Here is a 24421-nt window from a genome sequence, read left to right as displayed (position 1 = left end):
TTTTATCCATTAGTAGTTCTACTTAGATGAGCGTTCGCCTGGTGTGAAGTGCCGTCGTGGTGTCTCACAGCCGTACCCGTGCCATTGCACCAGGGTTGGGCATTGCAGCATAAAGTTTGGACTGCAAATCAAGGACATGGGTGATGTGTGTGATTGTTTGAAGTGAACGTTGTTTGCCGTATGTAAGCGCACTGCAGTGACAGAAATGGACGGTTCACGCCGGAGGAGTAAAGGTGGGTACGAAAGTCGAAGGGCAATTTCCGGCAGCAACGGCCCGTATGGAGAGGCCAGGACGCCCGCGTGAGTTTGGGCGCAAGCAGCAAAACCCAGTACGCCGCTTCGGCGGCATCGCAGTTGTTCTGCTCCTGCACATCGTGCTGATCTATGCACTCATCAATGGCCTTGCCACCAAGGTCGTGCAGGTCATCCAGCATCCTATCGAAACCAAGATCATCGAGCCGGTGAAGCCGCCTCCGCCGCCGCCGTTGCCTACCGTGCAATTGCCGCCGCCGAAGTTCGCACCGCCGCCGCCGCCGTTCGTGCCGCCGCCGGAAGTGCAGGTGCAAGCGCCGCCCCAGCCGACCATCACGCACCAGGCCGCACCGGTCGTATCGGCGCCCGCTGTCGCGCCCCCCGCACCGCCGGCGCCGCCTGCGCCGAGCAAGCCCGTGAGCGCTGAAGTAGGGGTCGTGTGCCCGAACTCGGATCAGATCCGTTCGTCGATTCGCTACCCGAAGGAAGCGCAGGAGAACAACGTGACGGGTGATGTGCTGATTGAATTTGTAGTCGACCCGCAGGGCCATATTACGAATGAACGTGTTGCCAAGTCGGCGGACGATTCCTCACTGGATCGTGCGGCCTTCAACGCGGTCAAGCAGTTCACGTGCGTTTCCCAAGGCCAGGCTGTCCGTGTGCAAGTTCCGTTCTCGTTTAACCTGAACTGAAACCCACGGGCTGTTCGGTACCGGTAGCGATTTATCAGTCTTGGTTTAGAAGTTGTACTAATGAACTTGGAGCAGGCATGAAGAAGCGTACTCTCGCCGCATTGGCGGCAACCATGTTGTTCGCCGTAACCACGGTGGATACCTTTGTGGCACCGCAAATGGCCCACGCGCAAGCGAGCGACGCGAGCGCGTCGGCCGCTGCCACTGCCACCACTGCCGCACCGCAAACGGCCGCCCCGGCCGCAGATGAAGCAACGCCGCCACCGGCGCCGGCTACGTCCGAAACCGTCAACAACCCGTACGGCCTCGGCGCGCTCTGGAAGAACGGTGACTTCGTTGCACGCTTCGTGCTGATTCTGCTGGTGCTCATGTCGATGGGTAGCTGGTACATCATGATCACCAAATTCCTCGAGCAGTTCCGCGCGAACCGTCGTGCGAAGAGCGCCGACGAACAACTCTGGACCGCGCCGTCGCTGGTTGAAGGCACGAAGCTGCTCGACGAAGCGTCGCCGTTCCGCTTCATCGCCGAAACGGCCATCGAGGCAGGCGAGCATCATGACGAAGCACTGCTCGAGGCCGTCGACCGCAACACGTGGATCGATACATCGGTCGAGCGTGCGATCACCAACGTGTCGAACCGTCTGCAAGACGGCCTGGCTTTCCTGGGCACGGTTGGCTCGACCGCGCCGTTCGTCGGTCTGTTCGGTACGGTGTGGGGGATTTATCACGCGCTGACGGCAATCGGTATCGCCGGCCAGGCTTCGATCGACAAGGTCGCGGGCCCGGTGGGCGAGGCGCTGATCATGACCGCGATCGGCCTCGCCGTCGCCGTGCCGGCTGTGCTTGGCTACAACTTCCTGGTTCGCCGCAACAAGTCGGTGATGGAGCGTGTTCGTGCGTTCGGCGCACAACTGCACACCGTCCTGCTCGCCGGCAGCCGGCGCTCGGCACGCGCTTCGGCTCGTGAAGCATCGCTGGTCCAATAAGCGGAGTCTGTCATGGCTATGAGCGTTGGGCAGGATGATAACGACGAGGTCATCTCCAGTATCAACACCACGCCGCTTGTCGATGTGATGCTGGTTCTGCTGATCATCTTTCTGATCACGATTCCGGTGGTGACGCATACGGTGCCGGTGCAACTGCCGAAGGAGACGATCCAGCCGCTGCAGACCACACCAAAAAGTATCGTCATTGCGGTCAACCACGACGGCGATTTCTTCTGGAACGAGAAGCAGGTGGATGGGCCTACGCTGCTGACACGCCTGAAAACCGTGTCGGTCATGACGCCGCAACCGGAAGTGCACGTTCGCGGCGACCAGAGCGCGCGTTATGAATTCATCGGCCGGGTCATTACTGCGTGCGAGCGCGCCGGTATTGCCAAGGTTTCGTTTATTACTGAGCCGCCCGCGCGCGGGGGGTAGCTTTGCATGGGACCAGAGTAAGAGCTTTGCATGGGACCAGAGTAAGCGCTTTGCATGGGACCAGAGTAAGCGCTAAAGCGCCAACTCTGGTCGACAGCTAAAGCGCCAACTCTGGTCGACAGCTGAAGCACTTAGTCCGGTCGACAGGAGGTGATCATGGGAATGAACGTATCTTCGGGCGGTGGCAGTTCCGAACCGGATGTGATGGTCGATATCAACACCACGCCGCTGATCGACGTGATGCTGGTGTTGCTGATCATGTTGATCATCACGATTCCGATTCAGACGCATGCCATCAAGATGAACTTGCCGGTCGGCAATCCGCCGCCGCCGATCACGCAGCCTGAAGTGGTGCAGATCGATATCGACTTCGACGGCACCACGACCTGGAACGGCCAGCCGGTGCCTAACCGCGCGGCACTGGAATCCAGGCTTGCACAGGTGGCGGCCGAACCGGTTCAGGCGGAAATTCATCTGCGGCCTAACAAGCTGGTGCCGTACAAGGATGTCGCGGAGGTGATGGCGTCCGCGCAACGACTGGGCGCGACGAAAATCGGCCTGATCGGCAACGAGCAGTACATGCAATAGGGAAGTGGAATGCTAACGATCCATCATCGCTTCAAGCGCGCCGTCATCGCGGCCGCTATCGGAGGGCTGTCCGCGCTCGTCGTGCTGCCGGTCACGTCTCATGCTGCGGACACGCTGCGGCCGGACGTGGCGAAGCCGCTGAACGCCGCGCAGGATCTGTATCGCGCGCACAAGTACAAGGACGCGTTGACGAAGATCGATCAGGCCGACGCCGTGCCGGGCAAAACGCCCTATGAAAGCTACATGATTCAGGAGATGCGCGGCGCCGCGGCAGCAGCAGCCGGTGAATCCGGTGTGGCTGCCCAGGCCTACGAAACTTTGCTGGGTTCAGGACGCCTGACCGGTGCTGACGAGCAGCGCACCACCGCGGCGCTTGCAGGCATCTACTTCCAGCAGAAAAACTACGCACAGTCTGCGAAGGTCGCGCAACGTTATCTGAAGTCGGGCGGCAGCGATCCCGACATGCGCACTTTGCTCGTGCAGTCTTATTACCTGTCAAACGATTGCGCCAATGTGGTGAGCCTGCTCAAGCCGGGTGTCGATGCGCAAGTGCGCGCCGGTCACGCGCCCGACGAGTCGCAACTGCAATTGCTCGGCACGTGCGCGCAACGCGTGAAAGATGATGCGACGTACCGCAGCACGCTCGAAAAGCTGGTTGCCTATCATCCGAAGCAGTCTTACTGGGACGATCTGTTCAACGCGATTCGCAGCAAGCCCGGCTATTCGTCGGCGCTGGATATCGACACCTTCCGTCTGCGCCGTGCGACTGGCTCGCTCAGTACCGCCGACGATTACATGGAAATGACGCAACTCGCAATCGTGGCCGGCACCACGGCCGAAGGCAAGCAGGTCATCGATCAAGGCTTTGCGTCAGGCGTTCTGGGCCACGATGCGCAGGCCGATCGCGAGAAGCGGCTGCAGGCACTCGCCGCGAAACGGGCGCAAGCACCAGCGGATCCCGCGAACCCCGTCGCGCCGGTCAACGTCGGCTTCAACCAGGTCTTCGCGGGACAAGCCAAGCAGGGCCTGAGCGCCATGGACGCTGCGATCGCAAAGGGCGGAATCGATCACCCGGACCAGGCGCAACTGCATCTGGGCGAGGCGTACTACATGGCGGGCGATAAGGCGCGTGCAGTGCAAACCTTCCGCGCAGTGAAGGGTGCCGACGGTTCGGCCGACCTCGCCCGTTTGTGGGTGCTGGTGGCGTCGAAGTAACGGCATCCTGTTCCCGATATGTCCGATTTTGCGAACTGCTGCCGAGGTACCGCTGCGTCGAACCGGGCGGCACATTCTCACCGTTTGGAACGCAGACCTGCGCTAGTTGAAGGGGGTGGTTGCGTGCGCAACCATCGCCCAGTTCGCAGCAAGGTCGGAAGTATCGCGGCGATCGCAGCGATCGAGCCATGCATCGCGGCAACCGGCCAGACATACGGTACATGTCCCAGGGAGGATGTTGCACTCAACGAAACATAGTTTGGTTTTATCAAACTAATTTTGACTACGGGATTCTGTCTTGCTATGGTTTTGCCACTCGATAACAAGGCACACGTTGCAGTCTCTATAGGAAACAAAATCCGCGCGCTTCGCCAACGCCTCAAGCGCACGCTGGATGAAGTGGCAACCACTGCGGGAATTTCCAAACCTTTTCTGTCGCAGGTCGAGCGAGGACATGCAACGCCGTCGATCACATCGCTAGTGGGCATTGCGCGGGCTTTAGGCGTCACTGTGCAGTACTTCGTCGACACACCAACTGAAGACAAGTCGGTGCGCAGAGGCAGTGAATTGAAGTACTTCGGGTTCGACGGAACCGCGAATCTTTTTGGACGGCTGACGAACCTGTCGGTCGGCAGCAAGCTGGAAGTGATTCTCGTCAGGATGCCGGTGGGGCAGAACCCGTCGGAAGTCACGACGCACGCAGGGGAAGAGTTCTTGTACGTGATGAGCGGCCAGATATCGCTCACGTTAGAAGGTACAACGTTCGTATTGCAGGCGGGTGACACCGCGCATTACGAGTCCACCGTGCCTCACGCCTGGTGCAATACCGCTCGCGAAGAAGCGGTGGTTGTGTGGGTGGGCACACCAAGATTGTTTTAGGTGCCTTTGCTTCATGCTTTCGTCGAAAGCGGTCACGTCGCATTTGTAAGCATTACTTATGGTGAGTCGGGAATGAGTCCGGTTGGGAGTGTATTGCCCTATAGTCCGAGCCCGAGGTAGTAGAAGTGAAAACAATTAGAAAGCGCTGCGCATTTCGTTTGTAATAAATAAGTAGTCCGATATTGAAGTATCTGAAGTGTCCCGTCTTCCTGTCTGTATTTGCAAACTGGTGCGCTGTTGACCGGTTTGCAGGGCAATGGGAGGACGGGTCAGCTTTAACGGAGCGCGGCGCAAGATCGCCGTATATCGAGTGGGGAGGTTCACAAGACCTCTCTTCACACACACAGCAGTGGCCTTAATTGACGAGCGAGAAGGGGAAAAATGAAACAAAGGGCATTGGCGCTGGCCATCAAAAGAATAATCTGGGCTGAACTGGCGTTGGCCGCAATCGCCGTACCGGCGTTTGCACAAAGCCAGCCGGCCACGGCAGGAACCGAGGCAGGCGCGACGACTACGGAAAGCACGCCGGCTGCGGCTCCGGCATCGGGCACTGCCGCAACACCGTCCGCGGATAGCAACACCGCGACGCCTGCGGGCAAAGGGGTTCAGCAACTTAAGAAATTTGAAGTGACCGGCTCGCTGATCCGCACGTCGGACAAGGTCGGCAACACGGAAGTCCAGACCATCACGCCAAAGGAAATCGAGCAAAGCGGCTATACGACCGTGGCCGACTTCCTGCGCGGCACGTCCGTGAACTCAGGGAGCAGCTGGGGCCAAACGAACATGAACAGCTCCGCGCAAGGCGGGGGTGGCATTGCATTGCGCGGTCTGAGCGAGAAGTACACGCTAGTGCTGGTGGACGGGCAACGGGTGGCGAATTACGGCAAGGCGGTGAACTTCACCGACACGTTCTTCGACGTGAATTCGATCCCGCTCAACATGATCGACCACATCGACATCGTGAAGACCGGTGCGGTCTCGGTGTATGGTTCGGATGCCATTGCAGGCGTTGTCAACATCATCACGAAGAAGGACTTCCAGGGCTTGCAGATCGATGGCCAGCTCGGCAAGGCGCAGCATCCGGGCGACGCGCAGGGCAACTTCGGCGTGCTCGGCGGTATCGGCGATCTGAATGGCGATCGCTTCAACGTGACCGCTGCAGCGAGCTACTACCGCGATAGCGGCTCCTCGCTCGCCGATCGCTCCATGACGGCGAATCAGGACTTCAGTCAGTTCCCTGGCGGCCTCGCCGGCCCGCTCGGCCCGAATCAGCAATCGTACTGGACCGCGCCGGACGGCACCAAGACGGCACTCAGCCCATGCCCTCCGGGCAGCGTGTCGGCGGACGGCGGCGCGGAGTGTAAGTCGAATCCAGCCAGCCAGACCTCGCTGGTCCCGTCGACGACGCGCCTGAACGCGAAAGTGCGCGGCACGTTCAAGATCAACGACGACATCCAGGCCTATGGCGACTTGTGGGTGAGCCGCAACGAAACGGTGCAGAACGAAGGTCCGGCTGTGTTGAGCAGTCAGACCAACGCATTCAATCCCGCCACCGGCTCGGCATTGCCACTGAACCGCACCGTCTCGGCAACCAACCCGTACAACCCGTTCGGCGCACCGGCGCAGATCAACTACACCTTCCCGAACACGGTTTCGGCCGATACGGTGTCGACCTTCTGGCGCGCGATGACCGGTGTGAAGGGCTCGTTCACCACCGCCAAGTTCGGCGACTGGGATTGGTCCGCGGATTACGGCCATTCGCAGAGCACGGTCGACACGACCTACCGCAACGCGCTGAATGTTGCAGGTGTCGAGAACATTCTGCAGAACGGCGTGTTCAACTTCTCGAACCCGTCGTCCACGCCGAACGGCTTGAACGGTGTGTTCCAGAACGACTACGAGCAGGCGATCTCCAAGCTCGATAGCGTGACGGCGAAGACCTCGACGGGCAACCTGTTCAATCTGCCGGGCGGCCCGGTCGGTGTTGGTTTCGGTACGGAATTCCGTCACGAAAGCAACCTGATCAACTCGCGCACTGATAGCGCGCTTGGGATTACCGCTCCGGCCAACGTGCAGACGGTCGACGGCGAACGCAACGTGGCCGCCGTCTACTATCAGGTCGATATTCCGATCATCCGGAACCTGACGTTCACGCAGGCGGGCCGTTACGACCACTACAGCGACTTCGGTGGTGCGTTCTCGCCGAGCTTCGCATTGCGCTTCCAGCCGGTGCAGTCTCTCACGACTTACGCATCGTATAGCCGCGGCTTCCGTGCGCCGACGCTGGTCGAGAACTCGCAGGCAACGTATCTGGCCCACCAGAACCTGGTCGACCCGAACGACCCGAGCGGCGTGCCGACCAAGCACTTCACGACGGAACAGGTCAACGGCAATCCGGCGCTGCAGCCTGAGCATACGAAGAACTACAACATCGGCTTCCAGCTCTCGCCGGATTCGTCGACGGATATTGGTGCGGCGTTCTACAAGATTCACATCGATGGCGTGATCGGCACGAACGATCCGAACGCGGTGATCGATGCGAACAACCCGTCGACCGTGATCCGCAATCCGGACGGTACCGTGGCCTACATCAAGGAACAGTTCATCAACCTCGGTTCGCTCGACACCGACGGCTTCGACATGAACTTCCGCAAGTCGGTCGGTACGAAGTACGGCACGTTCACGCTGGCAGGCGATTGGGTCTACGTGTGGCACTTCAAGCTGAACACCCCGGGCGCGCCGACACAGGACTTCGCCGGCAACAACCTCGCGCTGCTGCAACCGTTCGGTGCCAGTAACCCGCGCTGGAAGGGCAACACGAGCCTGAGCTGGGATTACCGCAAGCTGACCACGACGCTGACCTGGCAATACACGGGCCCGTACACCAACGCGGTAGCGGCGGAATTCGGCGACGGCGGCACGCTGTCGGTGGCGTCGTACAGCCAGTTCAACCTGGTGGCCACGTATCGCGGCTTCAAGAACTGGACGATCTACGGCGGCATTAACAACATCTTCGATCGCAAGCCGCCGTTCGACGTCGAGTGGCAGGCCACCCCGGATATCACGGGCTACGACCAGTCGCTTTATACCAACATCGGCCGCTTCTTCCAGGTCGGTGCAACGTACCGCTTCTGAAGCCTTTGATGTTTGCGATTCACCCGCAGTCTGTCTAGTCGGTCGGCTGCTCCGGCGTCCGGTCATCGGTGCCGGAGCGGCTCAATTTTGTTAGAGATGTACATTGGAGTTCCCCGTGCTCAATGCTCGTTTAGGATCACGGCGAACGACGACGACCAGTAAGCCGCAGCGCAGCGCTAGCGGGAAAAACTACGCAGGCGGCGGCGTCAAGCCGCCGCCCGCGCCGATTCGACTTACCGCGCGCGGCTTGAGGCCGGCGCGTTCTGACGCATTCCGAAGATGAGACTTGTGAAGTTTCGCCTGCCACGCACCGTGTGGTCGGTTTCGCGCCAGCCGGCGCTGACGGCCGGCGCCGCATGGCTTACCGCGCTGAGCTTGTGCCTGAGTTTGAATGCGGCTTCGGTGCAGGCGAAGCCTTCGATCGCGCAATACGACGAGCCTAAATACCCGGCTGATTTCAGCCACTTCGACTACGCGAATCCCGACGCGCCGGCCACGGGCTCGCTCAGCTTCGAAAACTATAACGAACTGCAGACCTACGATTCGCTGAACCCGTTTCTGGTGCGTGGCGCGCCCGCGCCCGACATCCTCAACCTGATGTTCGACACGCTGATGCAGCGTAGCTGGGACGAGCTGGCCTCCGAATATCCGTTAATCGCGAACGACGTAGAGGTGGCGCCGGATCTGACGTCAGCGACGTTCCATATCAATCCTGCCGCACGCTTTTCGAACGGCGACCCGATCACCGCTGCGGACGTCAAATATTCATACGACACGCTGACAAGTCCGCAGGCGTCGCCGCTTTTCAACGCGCAGTTCTCGATCATCAAAAGCGCGACGGTGATCGACAGGGGCACGATCCGTTTCGATTTCAAGCATGCCGAACGCGATGCGCCGCTGATTGCCGGCGACCTGCCGATCTTTTCTCCGAAGTGGGGCGTGCAGCCCAACGGCAAGCGTCTGCCATTCGACCAGATCTCTTCCATGCCACCGATCAGCAGCGGTGCCTATCTGATCGAGGGACGCAAAAACGACAAGCAGATCACGTATCGCCGCAACCTTGACTACTGGGCCGCGAATCTGCCGTCGCGACGCGGCATGTTCCGTTTCGAGCGCATCACGTTCAACCTGTACCGCGACCACTACACGCAACTCGAAGCCTTCAAGGCGGGCGATGCGGACGTTGTCGTCGAATACAGCGCGACGCAGTGGGCGCGCAAATATGTCGGCAAGAACTTCGACAACGGACTGCTGAAGAAAGGCGAATTCGCCGACGGTCCCGCGCAGATGCAGGGCATGCTGATGAATATACGCAAGCCGATGTTCCAGGACCCCCGCGTGCGCCATGCCCTGACGCTGGCATTCGACTACGACTGGATGAACCGGATGATGTTCTATGGTCAATACCGGCGCACCAGTAGCTACTTCGAGGCAAGTCCGTTCGGCGCAACCGGTATGCCGGGTGAGAAGGAACTGGCGCTGCTCGAACCGCTGCGTGGCAGCGTGCCGCCAGAAGTGTTCGGTCCCATGCTCAAACAACCCGACACGATTCCACCGAATTCCCTGCGCGGTAATTTGCGCGTCGCGCGCGATCTGCTCGCACAAGCTGGCTGGCACTATCGCGACGGTGCACTGCGCGATGCCAAAGGTACGCCGATGACAATCGAGATCATGGACGACCAGCCCGGCATGGATCGTCTGATCCTGCCGTATATGCAGGCGCTCGGCATGCTCGGCATTCAAGCCCATATGCGCGAAATCGACAGCGCGTTGTACCAGAAGCGTCTGGATAATTTCGAGTACGACATGACCACCTTCATCTATCCGCCGGTCACGATTCCGGGCGCCGAACTGACGCGCCGCTTCGGCAGTGCGGCGGCATCCGAAGTCGGCTCCGAGAACTATCCCGGCATCCGTTCGAAGGCGGTCGATTCGTTGATTCACTCCGCGCTCACCGCCACCAATCTCGACGATCTGGAAGCCGCGACCCGTGCGCTGGATCGCGTATTGATCTATTCGTTTTACCTGGTTCCGGAGTACTACGCTCCGGGCGCGCGCATCGGCTACAAGACCACCCTCGGCTTTCCGAAGACCGTGCCGAATTCCTACCAGTACGAAGACTGGGTCATCGACTACTGGTACGTAAAAGCGCCGGGCGCACAAGCGACACAGAAACTCCAGGCCGCGCAATCCGCGAGTTCAGCCACGGCAACGGCCCATTGAGGAACACCATGCTCGCCTATATTCTCAGACGATTGCTGTTGATGGTGCCGACGCTGCTCGGCGTGGTCACGCTGACCTTTGTCGTCACGCAGTTCGTGCCGGGTGGGCCGGTCGAACAGGTGATGACGCAACTCCGCCACGGCGCTGGCCGTGGCGGAGAGGCGGGGTCGGGTGGCGGCGGCTATCACGGCAGCCAGGGTGTCGATCCGCAGCAACTCGAACAGATCAAGAAGCAATTCGGCTTCGATAAGCCACCGCTCGAGCGCTATGTCCTGATGCTCAAGCGCTATGCGACCTTCGATCTCGGCCAATCCTACTATCAGCATGACAGCGTGTGGGAGGTCATCAAATCGAAGCTGCCGGTGTCGATCACGCTCGGCTTATGGACGGTGATGCTCACCTATCTGATATCGGTGCCGTTGGGCATTGCGAAAGCGGTGCGCAACGGCTCGCGCTTCGATACCGTGACCAGCGTGCTGGTACTCGCCGGCTATGCGATTCCCGGTTTCGTGCTGGGCGTGCTGTTGCTGATGCTGTTCGGCGGCGGCACCTTCTGGCAGGTGTTTCCGATGCGCGGCCTGACCTCGGATAACTTCAACGACCTCAGTGCGTTCGGCAAGCTACTCGATTATTTGTGGCACATCGTGTTGCCGGTCACCGCTTCGGTGGTGGGCAACTTCGCGATCGTCACGATCCTGACCAAGAATACCTTCCTCGAGGAGATAGGACGTCAATACGTATTGACTGCACGCGCCAAAGGGGCACCGGAGCGCGACGTGCTGTGGAAACACGTGCTGCGCAATGCCGCGATTCCGTTGCTGACCGGATTGCCGGCGGCTTTCGTCGGCGCCTTCCTGAACGGCAATCTGTTGATCGAAACCCTGTTCTCGCTCGACGGCATGGGCCAACTTTCGTATGACTCGGTGATTCGCCGTGACTATCCGGTCGTGCTCGGCTCGCTGTTTCTGTTCACGCTGATCGCCCTCGTAACCAAACTCATTGCTGACGTCTGCTATGTCCTCGTCGACCCCCGCATCCAATTCAACCGCCTGGACCGCTGATCAGTCCGGCGCGGCGCACGTGGCGTCGCCGTCGCCCTGGCGGCGCACATGGCTGCGTTTCAAGCGGCAGAGGCTCGGTTACTGGAGCCTCGTGATCTTCGTGTCGCTGTTCGTCATCAGCCTGTTCGGCGAGGTGCTGTCCAACGATCGTCCGTTGATCGTCCGCTATGACGGGCACTACTACTTTCCTATCGCCAAAGACTATTCGGAGAAGATTTTCGGCGGCGATTTTCCGGCGCGCGCGAATTACCTCGATCCGTATATCCGTTCGCGGCTCGAATCGAGTGGCAACTTCGCGATCTATCCGCCGAATCATTTCCATTACGACACGATCGACTACTTCGCCGCCCATCCATACCCGGCGCCGCCCACCCGAAGCAACTGGCTCGGCACGGATCAGTACGGACGCGACGTGCTTGCACGGCTGCTGTATGGTGTCCGGCTCTCGGTGCTGATGGCGCTCGCGCTCACGGTATCCGGCGTTCTGATCGGCGTATTGACCGGCGCGGTGCAGGGCTTCTACGGCGGCCGCACCGATCTGATCGGCCAGCGTCTGATCGAGATATGGAGCTCGATGCCTGACCTGTACCTGCTGATCATCTTCGCGTCGATCTTCGAGCCCACGCTATGGCTGCTCTTTATTCTTCTCTCGATGTTCGGCTGGCTCGTGCTCTCCGACTATGTGCGCGCCGAGTTTCTGCGTAACCGCTCGCTGGACTACGTGAGGGCGGCACGCACCATGGGCCTCTCGAACTGGCAGATCATGTGGCGCCATGTGCTGCCGAATAGCTTGACCCCCGTGATCACGTTTCTGCCGTTTCGCATGAGCGCGGCGATTCTGTCGCTGACCAGTCTCGACTTCCTGGGGCTGGGCGTGCCACCGCCCACGCCGAGCCTCGGCGAACTGCTTCAGGAAGGCAAGAACAATCTCGACGCCTGGTGGATTTCGATTTCGGCTTTCGCTGCCCTGGTGATTACGCTGCTGCTGTTGACCTTCATGGGCGACGCGCTGCGCAATGCGCTCGATACGCGCAAACGCGGTTCGGCCTTCGGTGGAGGTCCGCGATGAGCGAAGCCCAATCAAACCGGCCGTTGCTGGAAATCGATCGCTTCTCCGTTCGTTTCGGCGACAAGATCGCGGTGCATGAACTCAGCCTCTCGATCGCGCGCGGTGAGCGCGTCGCCCTGGTCGGCGAATCGGGCTCCGGCAAGAGCGTCACCGCACTGTCGATTCTGCGTCTCGTCGAGCATGCTGATCTGAGCGGCCGCATGCTCCTCGACGGTGAGGATCTGCTGCAGAAAACCGAGCAGCAGATGCGTGGTCTGCGCGGCGCCGACGTGGCGATGGTGTTTCAGGAACCGATGACGGCGCTCAATCCACTCTTCACGATCGGCAAGCAGATCGCTGAAAGTTTGCGCCTGCATGAGGGTTTGCGGCCAAATGCAGCGCGCCAGCGCGGCATCGAGTTGCTTAGGCGCACCGGCATTCCCGAGCCGGAGCGGCGCATCGACAGTTTTCCGCATCAACTGTCCGGCGGCCAGCGGCAGCGCGCGATGATCGCCATGGCGCTGGCGTGCCGGCCACGTCTGCTGCTTGCCGACGAACCGACCACCGCGCTCGACGTCACCGTGCGTCAGCAGATCGTCGATCTATTGATCGCGTTGCAGGAGCAGGAAGCGGCCGAGCGTGGCATGGCCGTGCTGTTGATCACGCATGACCTGAATCTGGTGAAGCGTTTCGCGCAGCGCGTCGCGGTGATGGAAAAGGGCGTGCTAGTCGAAACCAATACGACTGAAGCGCTGTTCTCCAACCCACAGCATCCCTACACGAAGCGCCTGTTGGACAGCGAGCCGCAACGCGCGGTGGAGCCCGTTGAGCCGGATGCGCGGCGTTTGCTCGAAGTGCAAGGGCTCGCCGTCGACTACAGCACCTCTGCGAAGGGCTGGCGCTCCATGTTCGGGCGCTCCACGTTCCGCGCAGTGCACGACGTCGACCTGAGCGTGCGGCGCGGCGAAACGCTCGGCATCGTCGGCGAATCGGGGTCGGGCAAATCGACGCTGGCGGCGACCGTGCTCGGCCTGCAGCAACCGGCCGCCGGCCATATTCATATCGACGGTTTGCCGCTTGCCACGCTGAAAACCGCGCGTTCCCGCCGGGCGTTGTATTCGCGCATGCAAGTCGTGTTTCAGGATCCGTTCGGCTCGTTGTCGCCACGAATGACGGTGGAGCAGATCATCGGCGAAGGCCTGACCATGCATCAGCCCGACATGGGCGCAAAGGCGCGGCGCACGCGTGTGGGTAGCCTGCTTGAAGAAGTGGGCATGCCCGCGGACGCCATGTTGCGCTATCCGCACGAGTTTTCCGGCGGCCAGCGCCAGCGTATAGCGATTGCGCGTGCGCTCGCGGTCGAGCCTGAATTGCTGGTGCTCGATGAACCGACCAGTGCGCTCGATGTATCCATCCAGAAACAGGTGCTGAATCTGCTGACAAATCTGCAGAAAAAGTACAAGCTAAGCTATTTGTTCATTACGCACGATCTGGCGGTGATGCGAGCCATGGCGCATCGCGTGATCGTGATGAAGTCAGGACGCATCGTCGAAGCCGGCGACACACTCGATGTGTTGCACGCGCCGTCGCATCCTTATACCCAGTCGCTGCTCGCGTCGTCGCTGATCGTGTCGCCGGCGGGTGCGGCAAAGACTCCTACGGGAACCGTTAATGATTGACGAACGTTGGGCGCAAGCCGCCGGGTCGCTTACGAGCCGCGCGGCGTTCTGGTCGCTGCGCATTGTCGATGAACAGATCGACGATCACGAGATCCGCAACGACATCGCGCAACCCATGCGCACGGTGCGCGATCGCGGCGCGATGCTGATCGCATGGGTGGGCGCGGGCGCAGGCTATGCGGCCACCGCGAATCTGAGTGCCGCCGGCTTGCAGGAAGCGCTGGATCTCGCCACGGCCCGTGCTGAAGCGAGTGCGGCCTTGTCGTTGATCGATCATCGCGAGGTGGTGCGTCCTGCCGTGAGTGGCCACTATGTGTCGCCGAACGCGCAGCTTGCGTTGCCGAGTCGCGCCGAATGGTTGGACCGTCTGAGCGTGGAGTGCGCGGGCGCAAATCTCGATGCCCGTATTGTCGAACGCGTCGCGGCCGTACAAATCACGCATACCGATCAGCTCTATATCACCAGCGACGGCGTGCGCATCGATCAGCAGTTCCAGTTTGTGATGCCGCAATTGAGCGTGGCCGCCCACGCGGACGGCGATACGCAGATGCGTACCCTCGGCGGCAACTACGGCACCCTGGGGCAGGGCGGCATGGAAGTGCTGGCGCGCTTCGGCTTCGACGGCTCGGGTGCGCGTGTCGCCAATGAAGCGCTGCAATTGCTGGCCGCGCCGAATTGCCCGTCAGGCAAGCGCGATTTGCTGCTGATGCCCGATCAGATGATGCTGCAGATTCACGAATCGATCGGCCATCCGCTCGAACTCGATCGCATTCTCGGCGACGAGCGCAACTTTGCCGGCTGGAGCTTCGTCAAGCAAGAAATGTTCGGCTCGTATCGCTACGGTTCGGAACTGCTGAACGTGACCTTCGACCCGGAACTGCACGAGGAAGCCGCCGCGTACGCATTCGACGACGACGGCACTGAAGCGAAAAAGCAATATCTGATCCGCGACGGCGTGCTCGAACGTCCGCTCGGCGGCGCGCTTTCGCAGCAACGCGCGCATATGGCGGGCGTGGCGAATTCGCGCGCGTCGAACTGGAACCGCCCGCCGATCGACCGGATGGCGAATCTGAACATCGAGCCCGGCGAGAGTTCTCTGGCGCAAATGATCGGCAACATCGAACACGGCATTCTGATGCGCACCAACACCTCCTGGTCGATCGACGACCATCGCAACAAATTCCAGTTCGGTTGCGAGTTCGGTCAACTGATCGAAAACGGCAAGCTCACCCAGGTCGTCAAACAGCCGAATTATCGCGGCATTTCGGCGAATTTCTGGCGCAGCCTGAGCGCGGTGGGGAATGCGGATACGCGCGAGGTGTACGGCACATCCATGTGCGGCAAGGGTGAACCGGCACAGATCATTCGCGTCGGCCATGCCTCGCCGGCTTGCGTGTTTAGCAACATCGACGTGTTCGGAGGCGCTTGATGAGCCAATTCATCTCCTCGCGCACCGCTCCTTCGATCGACTGGCAGCAGCATTTCACGTCGCTGGCCGATGCTATCGAACGCCTGCAGCAAGGCGCGGAAACCACGCTGAGTTCTTTTGCCGGCGAGCAGTCCGACTTTATCCGCTTCAACTCGGGCAAGGTGCGGCAGATCGGCAGCGTGTCGCAAGGCAAGCTGACCTTGCGTTTGATCGACGGCGCGCGCCAGGCTTATTCGACGCTGACCGTCTGCGGCGATCTGCAACAGGATCTGGACGACGTGAGCGCGGCGCTCGCCACTTTGCGTGAAAGCCTGCGCGGTGCGGCGGACGACCCGCATCTATTGTTCGACACGTCGCAATGGCAGCGCACCACGCAACGTTCGGGCAAGCTGCCGGAGCCGGACAGCTTGTTGCGCACCGTTGCCGAATGCGCGCAAGGGCTGGATTTCGTGGGCTTTTACGCGGGTGGCACGATCGTGCGCGGCTTTGCGTCCACGAACGGCAGCCGCGGCTGGTACGAAGTCGATAACTTCAATTTTAGCTGGTCGCTATACGACCCGAGCGGCCGCGCGATCAAAACCACATACGCGGGCGACGACTGGAGCGACGCAGTTTTCGCGCACAAGGTCGAGCAGGCCGCAACGCGTCTCCCGGTGCTCGCGCGCACGCCGCGCACCTTGGCGCCGGGGCGTTATCGTTCGTATCTCGCGCCCGCAGCGCTCGCGGAACTGCTTGGCGTGGCGGCATGGAGCGGTTTCTCCGCACGTGCCCAGGCCACGTCGCGCAGTGAGTTGTACAAGCTGCATGTGGGAGAAATCGTAGTCGACCCGCGCGTCACGATCAGCGAAGATCTGAATCTCGGCATTACACCCGGCTTCAACGACGACGGCTATTTGCGCGAGAGCGTCCCGCTGATTCAGGCCGGCCGCAGTGCCGAACGCCTGACCAATGCGCGCAGCGCGCGCGAGTACGGGTTGACGCCCAACGGCGCACTGGCGAACGAGTCGCCGGCGGCGCTCTCGATGGAAGCGGGCGATCTGCTGGAAGAGGACGTGCTGGGCAAGCTCGATACCGGTCTCTACATCGGCAATCTCTGGTACGTGAATTTCTCGGACCGGATGAATTGCCGCCTGACCGGCATGACGCGCTTTGCAACCTTCTGGGTCGAGAACGGGCAGATCGTCGCGCCGCTCGAAGCCATGCGTTTCGACGATAGCCTGTACCGCGTGCTCGGTAGTGAACTTGAACAACTCGGCGCGCAAGCGGAATTGCTATTGAGCGACTCGACATGGGGCGAGCGTGCCACGGGCGGCATGCAATTACCCGGCATTCTGACGAGGTCATTCGAATTGACGTTATGAGCCTATGAATCAAGACATAAGAACAAAATCAAATTCTGAGAGCTTGCCCGAGGGCCTGACGCTGCGCGCGTCGCTCGGCATTGATGTACACGACGCATGGCACCGGCGCGGCATCGGTAGTGCGCTGATGACCGAACTGATCGATCTGGCCGATAACTGGCCGGCAATCGCGCCGTACCGCAAGTTCGGCTTTGTCGAAGAAGGCCGCTCGCGCGGTTTTGCATTGCGCGACGGCATACTGGCCGACGTGCTGCATATGGCCCGCCTCGTTGACGCGCCGCGTCTCCAGACAATCTGAACGGATTTCTTGCGTGCCATTTTTCTTCATCGACCGCCCGGTTTTCGCATGGATTGTTGCGCTCGCCATTGTCGTGGCGGGCGCGCTTGCCATTCCGCAACTGCCGGTAGCGCAGTATCCGCGTCTTGCGCCGCCGCGCATCGTGATCAGCGCCATCTATCCGGGGGCTGCCACTGAAGTGGTCGATGCGAACGTCGGCAGCATCATCGAGGAGAGTCTCGACGGCGCCGACAATATGCTGTACTACGAAACGACCAGCGACAACCTCGGCAATCTCGAGATCGACGCGACCTTCGCGCCGGGCACCAATCCGGACCTTGCGCTGGTCGACATCCAGAACCGTCTCAAGCAGGTCGAGCCGCGCTTGCCGCAACAGGTCGTGCAGCAGGGCATCAGCGTTTTCAAGGCGGCCAATACGTTTCTGATGCTGGTCGCGCTGACATCCACGGATGGCTCGCGCGATTCCGTGCAATTGAGCGACTACCTGAGCCGTTACGTGTTGCGCGAACTGAAGCGCGCGCCGGGCGTGGGCGCGGCAGAGTTGTGGGACGCCGACGAGGCATTGCGCATCTGGCTCGATCCGATGAAGCTGCGCGAGTACGGCCTCGGCGCCGCGGAAGTGAACGCCGCGATCGCTGCGCAGAACGCCACGGTAACGGCCGGCACGCTGGGCGACGCACCGTTCGTTCCGGGGCAGCAATTGACGGCCTCGGTGAGCGTGAAGGGACAACTGATCTCGCCCGCCGAATTCGGCCAGATCGTGCTGAAGGCGCTGCCAGACGGCTCGGCTGTGCGCTTGCGGGACGTCGCGCGGGTCGAACTGGGACGCGACAATTACTCGTTCTACTCCCGCCTGAACGGCAAGACTGCGGCGACCGTCGGTATTCAACTCGGGCCGCGCGGCAATGCGCTCGAGACGTCCAACGCGATCCGCGCGCGGCTTGCCGAACTATCGAAAGGCTTGCCGCCGGGCGTTGCCGTCGAAATTCCGTTCGACAACGCGCATTTCGTGAAGATTGCGATTCGCGAGGTGCTCGTCACGCTGGCGGAAGCCGTGGTGCTGGTGTTCTTCGTGATGTGGCTGTTCCTGCGCGATCTGCGCTACACACTGGTGCCGACGGTGGTGATTCCGGTCACGCTGATGGGCGCGTTTCTCGCGATGTACGCCTGCGGCCTGTCGATCAATGTGTTCACGATGTTCGGTCTTGTGCTGGCAATCGGGATTCTCGTCGACGATGCGATCGTGGTGGTGGAGAGCGTGCATCGCGTGATGGAAGAGGAGGGCCTGCCGCCGCGCGAGGCCACCCGTAAGGCGATGACGCAGATCGGCGGCGCGATCGTCGGCGTGACCGCGGTGCTGACCGCCGTGTTCGTGCCGATGGCGTTCTTTCCGGGCGGTGTCGGCGGTATTTACCGTCAATTCGCGGTGTCGATGATTGCGTCGATGCTGGTGTCGTCGTTTATGGCGTTGTCGTTGACGCCCGCGCTATGCGCGAATCTGCTGAAAGCGCACAAGCACCCGGTGAGTCAACGCGATGCCCGCCGTGGCCTGCTCGGCTTCGCGGCGCGAGCGGCGAGCCGCTTCACGACCGGTTTCGATCGGGCCGCGAGCGGCTATCGCGGGCTGACCGCGCGTACGCTGCGCCGTATCGGCCCGATGCTGGCGATCTATGCCGTGCTGGTCGGCGCGTGCGCCGCGCTCTATTGGCAGATGCCCGGTGGCTTTTTGCCGAGCGAAGATGAAGGCCAGTTGCAGGTGATGGTGCAATTGCCGGCCGGCGCGACGCAGGCCCGTACGCTCGCGGTGGTCCAGCGAATGGAAACGATCCTGCGCGCCGAACCCGCCGTCGCGCACGTCACCAGTGTGATCGGCTGGAGTTTTACCGGTAGCGGTCAGAACGTGGCGATGGGCTTCGTCGAATTGAAAGACTGGGGCAAGCGCAATACCGATGCGATGGCCTTGCGCGAGCGGCTCAACGAGAAGTTCGACAAGATTCTCGACGGCAATGTGGAGGCGCACTTGCCGCCTTCCGTGCCGGGACTCGGGCATTCGGACGGCTTCGTGTTCCGGCTTGAAGACCGCGGCGGAGTCGGGCTGGATGCGCTGAAGGCCGCGCGCGAGCAACTGTTCGCGCAGGCCAAGGCGAGCCCGGTGCTGGCTTCCGTGCATTCGGAGAATCTGCCGGATGCGCCGCGCGTCGAACTCGTCATCGATCGTGCGAAAGCGTATGCGCTCGGCGTGCCGTTCGACCGCATCACCGATGTGCTGGGCAGCACCTTCGGCTCGACCTACATCGACGACTTTCCTACCGGTGGCCGGATGCGCCGCGTGATGATTTCCGCCGACGCCGCCACGCGGATGACCGAGGACGATCTGATGGCGCTGGCCGTGCCGAACTCGTCCGGCGGCATGGTGCCCTTATCCGCGATTGCGTCACGTCATTGGAGCATCGGTCCGGTGATGCTGACGCGCTATAACGGCTATCCGTCGCTCGACGTGAGCGGCCACGCTGCGCCCGGCTACAGTTCGGGCGCGGCAATGGCGGAGATGGAGCGGCTCGCTGCTTCGCTGCCGGTCGGGGTCTCGTATGACTGGGTCGACGCGGCGCGTGAAGAAACCGCGGCGGCACAGCTCACGCCGTTGCTGATCGGCCTGTCGCTGCTGGCCGTGTTCATGGCGCTCGCTGCCTTGTACGAAAGCTGGGCGATCCCGCTTGCCGTGCTGATGGTCGTGCCGCTCGGCGTGATTGGCGCAATCGCTGCGATGCTGCTGCGGGGCATGCCAAACGACGTGTACTTCAAGGTTGGCATGATTACGGTGATCGGCCTCGCGGCGAAGAACGCGATTCTGATCGTGCAGTTCGCACGCGATCTGTATCGCCGCGGCCTGCCGTTGACGCGCGCCGTGACCGAAGCGGCCGCCGCGCGCTTCCGGCCGATCGTGATGACTTCGGCAGCATTCCTGTTGGGCGTCGTGCCGCTGGTGGTGTCGAGCGGTGCGGGCGCGGAAAGCCGTCGCTCGATCGGCACCGGTGTGTTCGGCGGGGTGCTGGCGGCCACGCTGTTTGGCCTCGTGTTCGCCCCGGTCGCGTTTCATGCGGTCGCCTCGCTAACGTACAGTAGGCGGCGGCTCGTGGAACTGCGTCGCAAGCGTGACGAGCGGCGCGCACGACGGCAGCCGAGCGAAAGCGGCCAGTTGACGAACGGCCGATAGGGCTACGATGCTCACGCCGCGCGTGGGCACCACCGTCGTCAGTGTCGAGCACGGCGTTCAGCCGGCCGGCTGATTCACTGCTTGCGCGGGCGCTGCACTGCCCAGCGTTCGCGAATCGGCTGATTCAGCCGATTCAGTTGAGCATGCCGTGTACTTCGAGCGAGGCTTCCAGTTGCTGCGTCAACGCGTGATGCAGCCTCGCGAGGCTCGCGGTGGGGAGCGCGAAGCCGGCCCAGCCCAGACCGGAATGCCGCAGGAACAGTACGGCGCCGTCGTCCAGCGGATGCTTTTCGGTGTGCCAGCATGGATCGATTTCAATCACGTACTGATGGGTGCGCAGCGGTTCCTTCGGCACTTCCGGGCGCATCGTGGCGCGCATCGCGCTGAGGTGCTCGATCACGGCATCCAGATCGGCCGCTTCGAGCAGTACCGCACGGTCCTCGATGGCGATGCGAACCGCGTTCTGTCCGTATTCGTTGACTCTCTCGATGCTCATGGGGCGCGACATATCTCTGCTCCTTGCTGCTCTTACGGTACGCAAATTATGGCGCCGCCTCTCTTAACCAAGTCTTAAAGAGCACGATCAAGGGATGAAACTTTGTTTAAGGAAACCGCCTGGCACGATTTGCGCTGCAGCATGGAATCGTCTGATGTTCTCCCGGTATGCAGGCCGATGACAAGCGCATTTGGTCATACGTATAAGAAGCCGGATGTTTCAATATAGAAACATTTTTAATCGAATGAGAATGCAGGGTCGAAATGCTTAATCTTGAATGTTTCAATAAATGTGCGGTTTGCCACATTGGCACTGTCGATAAATTCCAGATTTGCGAATAAAGCCAGATTGAATGTTCATTATTTGCGAGGTTTCGAGTTCACGTTTGAAACATTTTTCGTATGTGATTTCGGTGAATCGCCGTCGCGAATTCGACGCTTCACGATGAGTTGCCGCAACGGCGCTGTAGGCTCGAGTGCGGCTCTGTGCAAGGTGTTGCGGTCTTCGGGCGGTCGTCAGGCCGCTATGGCCTGTCGCTATGCCGGCTCATATGCCGAAAGTCATATGAAACACACAATAATGGTTTTCGTCATACATTGAATTTCTCGATGCGGATTTGTTTTTCAAATTTACTATGGCGCGGCATTCGGCTAACATCACGCATAATCCGTTAAGCGGCGTTGCCGGTGGTTTTCATCCGCCGTAATTCAATTCGTCCATATCGTCCGGCAGACGGGGCAGCGGGGTCCACAATGTACGACAGCTTGGGGAAAGATCATGCCGCACTTGCATCTGGATACTGCGAGGATTACCTGGTTACATACGCCAACGCTAAACGTGCGTAGCGCAGCGCGGCGAATCGGCGTGTTGCTGTTCGACGGCTTCTGGCTGCTCGGGCCTGGCACAGTGGTCGAGATGTTCCAGACCGCCAACGAACTCTCGGGCTCGCGGGCTGGCGAAGAGCCGCCTTACGAAGTGCAGTTTCTGTCGATGGACGGAGGCAGCGTTGCGAGTTCTTCGTCGGCGCGGATCTGGACTGACCGCATCGACACACGTTATGGCAGCGGTTTCGACGTGCTCTTCATCGCAGGCGGCTACGGCGCACATGAGGCCGCACTCGACGAACGCTTGCTGGGCTGGTTGCGATCGGTGCAAACGCGAACCCGTGCGATCGAGACGATCGGCGAGGGCCGTCTCGTTCTGGAAGCAGCGGGTCCCGCGGAGCATGACGGTCTGCAGGTGAATCGCTATCTGGGCAGCGCCACGGCCGATGCCGTGCGCAGCGCCGCCAACGATCGTAACGACTGCGCGCGCAGCGCGCTGATGTTCATCAAGCGCGATCTTGGCGCGGAACTCGCGCGCAGCGTCGCCGATCGGGTGATGCCGGGCATGGCCGCCACCTGGGTGCCGCTGCAGGCTGAAGGCGGCACACTCAGCGTCGCCGAGAAAATCCGTGCCGCCGCGCGCTGGATGGAGGCGAATTGCGATCGTCCGGTGTCGGTTGCCGACGCAGCGCAAGTGGCGGCGATGAGCGAGCGCAATTTTCTGCGGCGCTTCAAGCATGAAATGCAGGTCACGCCTTCTGACTATCTGCTCCAGGTGAGGCTGCGTATTGCCTGCAACTTCCTGACCGAAACAGAATTACCGGTCGATAAGATAGCGCGCCGCAGCGGCACCGGCAACGGCGACCGCCTCGCGAAGATATTCCGCAAGCGTATGGCGCTGTCGCCCACCGAATATCGCGCGCGCAGCCGGGTGGCGACCGAGGCGTAAGCTTGAGCAGGCGCCGTGCAGACGGTGCAACTCAGGGTGCAATTCAGAGCGGATGGGTGCGTGTGCAGCGGGGCGTGCAACGGCGTATGCACCGGTGCGCGCGTCGGCGGTCGCGTTTTCTCCTGGCGGGCTTCTTACGAGCACAGTGGCCATGGGCAACAAGGTAATGGCGACAGCATTGCCGGAGGTGAAACTCATCGAGCCCGAGGTGTTTTGCGACGAATTTGGCTTCTGCTTCGAGAGCTTCAGCGCGGATGAGTTTACCGACGACGTCTCGCAAGGTTTCAATTTCGTGCAAGACCGTCATTTACGGGCAGTGCGTGGCGTGTTGCGCGGCTTGCACTATCAGGTGCATCGGCCGCAAGGTCGGCTCGTGCGCGTGGTGGTGGGGGAGGTGTTCGACGTCGCCGTGGACGTGCGGCTCAATTCGCCGACCTTCGGCAAGTGGAGCGGCGAACACCTGAGCGCGGTCAATCATCGGCAGATGTGGGTGCCGCCGGGCTTCGCACACGGTTTCGTCGTGCTGTCCGATGTCGCCGAATGCCTGTGGAAGACCACTGAATACTGGTTCCCGGAACTCGAGCGCTGCATCTTGTGGAGCGATCCCGACATCGGCATCGAGTGGCCGATCGAAATCGAGCCGGTCCTCGGCGCGAAGGACGCAGCGGGCCGGCGTCTTTACGAAGCGGAAAATATCGCCTGAGCGCTGCGCAAGCACACGCAGCGGTTCAACGCCGTTCAGCGTGTCGCCACCACGGCGCCCACGCTCGCCGCAACCACCAGCAGCGTGCCTGCGATCTGCAAGACGCCCATCGGCTGATGCAGCACCACGAAGCCAGCCAGCGCGCCGATCGCGGGCTCGACACTCATCAGTATCCCGAACGATGAGGCCGGCATGTGCCGCAACGCCACCATTTCCAGCGCATAGGGTAACAGCGGGACCAGCAACGCGAGGCCCGCGGTTGCGGCGATCTGTCCTGCGGCGATGTGTGTGCCGCTTTGCGCAAAGCCAAACGGCGTGGCAACCAGTGCCGCTGCGATCAGCGACACCGACAATCCTTCAAGGCCGGCGAACACCGTGCCGATCTTTTTCATCAACACGATATAGCTGCCCCAGCCGAGCGCGGCCCCGAACGCGAGCAGCACGCCCAGCGGCTCGCCGATCCAGCCCGCGCGATCACGCGAGAGCAGCAGCACGCCGGCAATCGCCAGGGCCGGCCACAGTACTGCTCGCGCGCGGCGCACCGCGAAAGTCGCTACGGCGAGCGGTCCAAGAAAATCGATCGCGACGGCGAGCCCCAATGGAATCCGCTGAAGCGCCGCGAAAAAGCACAACGTCATGCCGGCCATCGCGGCCCCCAGCGCACCGGCCGCGAGCCAATGCGAGCGCGAGTAGGTGAAGAAACGCGGGCGCACCAGCAACGCAAGCACGACGGCCGCCCAGCAAAGACGCAACCAGGTGGTGCTGAGCGAGCCGTACTCAGCCATTGTCGGCGCGGAGAGCGCGGCGCCGAACTGCACGCTCGACATCGACAGCACGCACAGGAGCGCTGCGCCGGCTGCGGCACTGACGGGCTTCACTGAAGCTGGTGTTGGCACTGGATTCAGCGCGGGTTTGATGGTGGTGTCCTGCATCTTGGCCTCGTGACCGCTTTTC

The 24421-nt window shown here is 61.3% G+C and carries 18 protein-coding genes and 1 pseudogene; 17 read left to right on the top strand and 2 right to left on the bottom strand.

Annotated features, from left to right (window positions below; translation table 11 throughout):
* Positions 1–233: 233 nt before the first annotated feature.
* From FSO04_RS27030 to FSO04_RS26960, 15 genes and pseudogenes are all read left to right on the top strand, one after another.
* Positions 234–944, top strand: coding sequence for an energy transducer TonB (locus tag FSO04_RS27030; RefSeq protein ID WP_372342507.1), 711 nt, complete (start codon positions 234–236; stop codon positions 942–944).
* Between the two features lie 77 nt (positions 945–1021).
* Positions 1022–1930, top strand: coding sequence for a MotA/TolQ/ExbB proton channel family protein (locus FSO04_RS27025; protein ID WP_154564269.1), 909 nt, complete (start codon positions 1022–1024; stop codon positions 1928–1930).
* A gap of 12 nt (positions 1931–1942) precedes the next feature.
* Entirely contained in the window at positions 1943–2365 is a 423-nt protein-coding gene (locus FSO04_RS27020) for an ExbD/TolR family protein (protein ID WP_097391962.1), read from the top strand.
* A gap of 156 nt (positions 2366–2521) precedes the next feature.
* On the top strand, positions 2522–2953 hold the full coding sequence (locus FSO04_RS27015) for an ExbD/TolR family protein (protein WP_115782443.1): 432 nt from the start codon (positions 2522–2524) through the stop codon (positions 2951–2953).
* Between the two features lie 9 nt (positions 2954–2962).
* A complete protein-coding gene (locus FSO04_RS27010; protein ID WP_154564267.1) occupies positions 2963–4168 on the top strand; it encodes a tetratricopeptide repeat protein in 1206 nt (401 codons plus the stop codon).
* Between the two features lie 303 nt (positions 4169–4471).
* Positions 4472–5047, top strand: a complete 576-nt coding sequence (locus FSO04_RS27005; RefSeq protein ID WP_154564265.1) for a helix-turn-helix domain-containing protein — start codon at positions 4472–4474, stop codon at positions 5045–5047.
* Positions 5048–5428: 381 nt separating this feature from the next.
* Positions 5429–8182, top strand: a complete 2754-nt coding sequence (locus FSO04_RS27000; protein WP_154564263.1) for a TonB-dependent receptor plug domain-containing protein — start codon at positions 5429–5431, stop codon at positions 8180–8182.
* Between the two features lie 279 nt (positions 8183–8461).
* Positions 8462–10405, top strand: a complete 1944-nt coding sequence (locus FSO04_RS26995) for an extracellular solute-binding protein (RefSeq protein ID WP_154564261.1) — start codon at positions 8462–8464, stop codon at positions 10403–10405.
* 8 nt (positions 10406–10413) lie between these two features.
* Positions 10414–11466, top strand: coding sequence for a microcin C ABC transporter permease YejB (locus FSO04_RS26990; RefSeq protein WP_097391967.1), 1053 nt, complete (start codon positions 10414–10416; stop codon positions 11464–11466).
* Positions 11420–12535, top strand: coding sequence for an ABC transporter permease (locus tag FSO04_RS26985; protein ID WP_154564259.1), 1116 nt, complete (start codon positions 11420–11422; stop codon positions 12533–12535). The genes FSO04_RS26990 and FSO04_RS26985 overlap by 47 nt, the downstream gene beginning before the upstream one ends.
* Entirely contained in the window at positions 12532–14193 is a 1662-nt protein-coding gene (locus FSO04_RS26980; RefSeq protein WP_154564257.1) for an ABC transporter ATP-binding protein, read from the top strand. Before FSO04_RS26985 ends, FSO04_RS26980 begins: the two co-directional genes overlap by 4 nt.
* Positions 14186–15622: a TldD/PmbA family protein gene (locus FSO04_RS26975; protein WP_154564255.1), complete on the top strand. Its 1437-nt coding sequence runs from the start codon at positions 14186–14188 to the stop codon at positions 15620–15622. Before FSO04_RS26980 ends, FSO04_RS26975 begins: the two co-directional genes overlap by 8 nt.
* A complete protein-coding gene (locus FSO04_RS26970; RefSeq protein WP_154564253.1) occupies positions 15622–16983 on the top strand; it encodes a TldD/PmbA family protein in 1362 nt (453 codons plus the stop codon). Before FSO04_RS26975 ends, FSO04_RS26970 begins: the two co-directional genes overlap by 1 nt.
* A gap of 67 nt (positions 16984–17050) precedes the next feature.
* Positions 17051–17281, top strand: a pseudogene (locus FSO04_RS26965) (GNAT family protein); the annotation flags it as partial.
* A gap of 13 nt (positions 17282–17294) precedes the next feature.
* Positions 17295–20495, top strand: a complete 3201-nt coding sequence (locus tag FSO04_RS26960; protein ID WP_168435862.1) for a multidrug efflux RND transporter permease subunit — start codon at positions 17295–17297, stop codon at positions 20493–20495.
* A gap of 133 nt (positions 20496–20628) precedes the next feature.
* Here FSO04_RS26960 and FSO04_RS26955 read toward each other — a convergent pair whose 3' ends face one another.
* The gene (locus tag FSO04_RS26955) at positions 20629–21003 is read right to left on the bottom strand and encodes a hypothetical protein (RefSeq protein ID WP_154564247.1); all 375 of its coding nucleotides are present in this window, start codon (positions 21001–21003) and stop codon (positions 20629–20631) included.
* A 765-nt stretch (positions 21004–21768) separates the two neighbouring features.
* Between FSO04_RS26955 and FSO04_RS26950 the strand changes: the two genes are divergently transcribed.
* Together FSO04_RS26950 and rfbC are read left to right on the top strand one after the other, a co-directional pair.
* Entirely contained in the window at positions 21769–22764 is a 996-nt protein-coding gene (locus tag FSO04_RS26950) for a GlxA family transcriptional regulator (protein WP_154564245.1), read from the top strand.
* 151 nt (positions 22765–22915) lie between these two features.
* Positions 22916–23467 (top strand): dTDP-4-dehydrorhamnose 3,5-epimerase, encoded by a 552-nt coding sequence (gene rfbC, locus FSO04_RS26945; protein WP_154564243.1) that lies wholly within the window; start codon positions 22916–22918, stop codon positions 23465–23467.
* Between the two features lie 35 nt (positions 23468–23502).
* Here the strand turns inward: rfbC and FSO04_RS26940 are convergent, their stop codons facing one another.
* A complete protein-coding gene (locus FSO04_RS26940; protein ID WP_154564241.1) occupies positions 23503–24399 on the bottom strand; it encodes an EamA family transporter in 897 nt (298 codons plus the stop codon).
* Positions 24400–24421: the final 22 nt, after the last annotated feature.

Source organism: Paraburkholderia madseniana, from assembly GCF_009690905.1.
Classification (GTDB): Bacteria; Pseudomonadota; Gammaproteobacteria; order Burkholderiales; family Burkholderiaceae; genus Paraburkholderia; species Paraburkholderia madseniana.
This window is presented reverse-complemented; position numbering and strand designations above follow the sequence as displayed.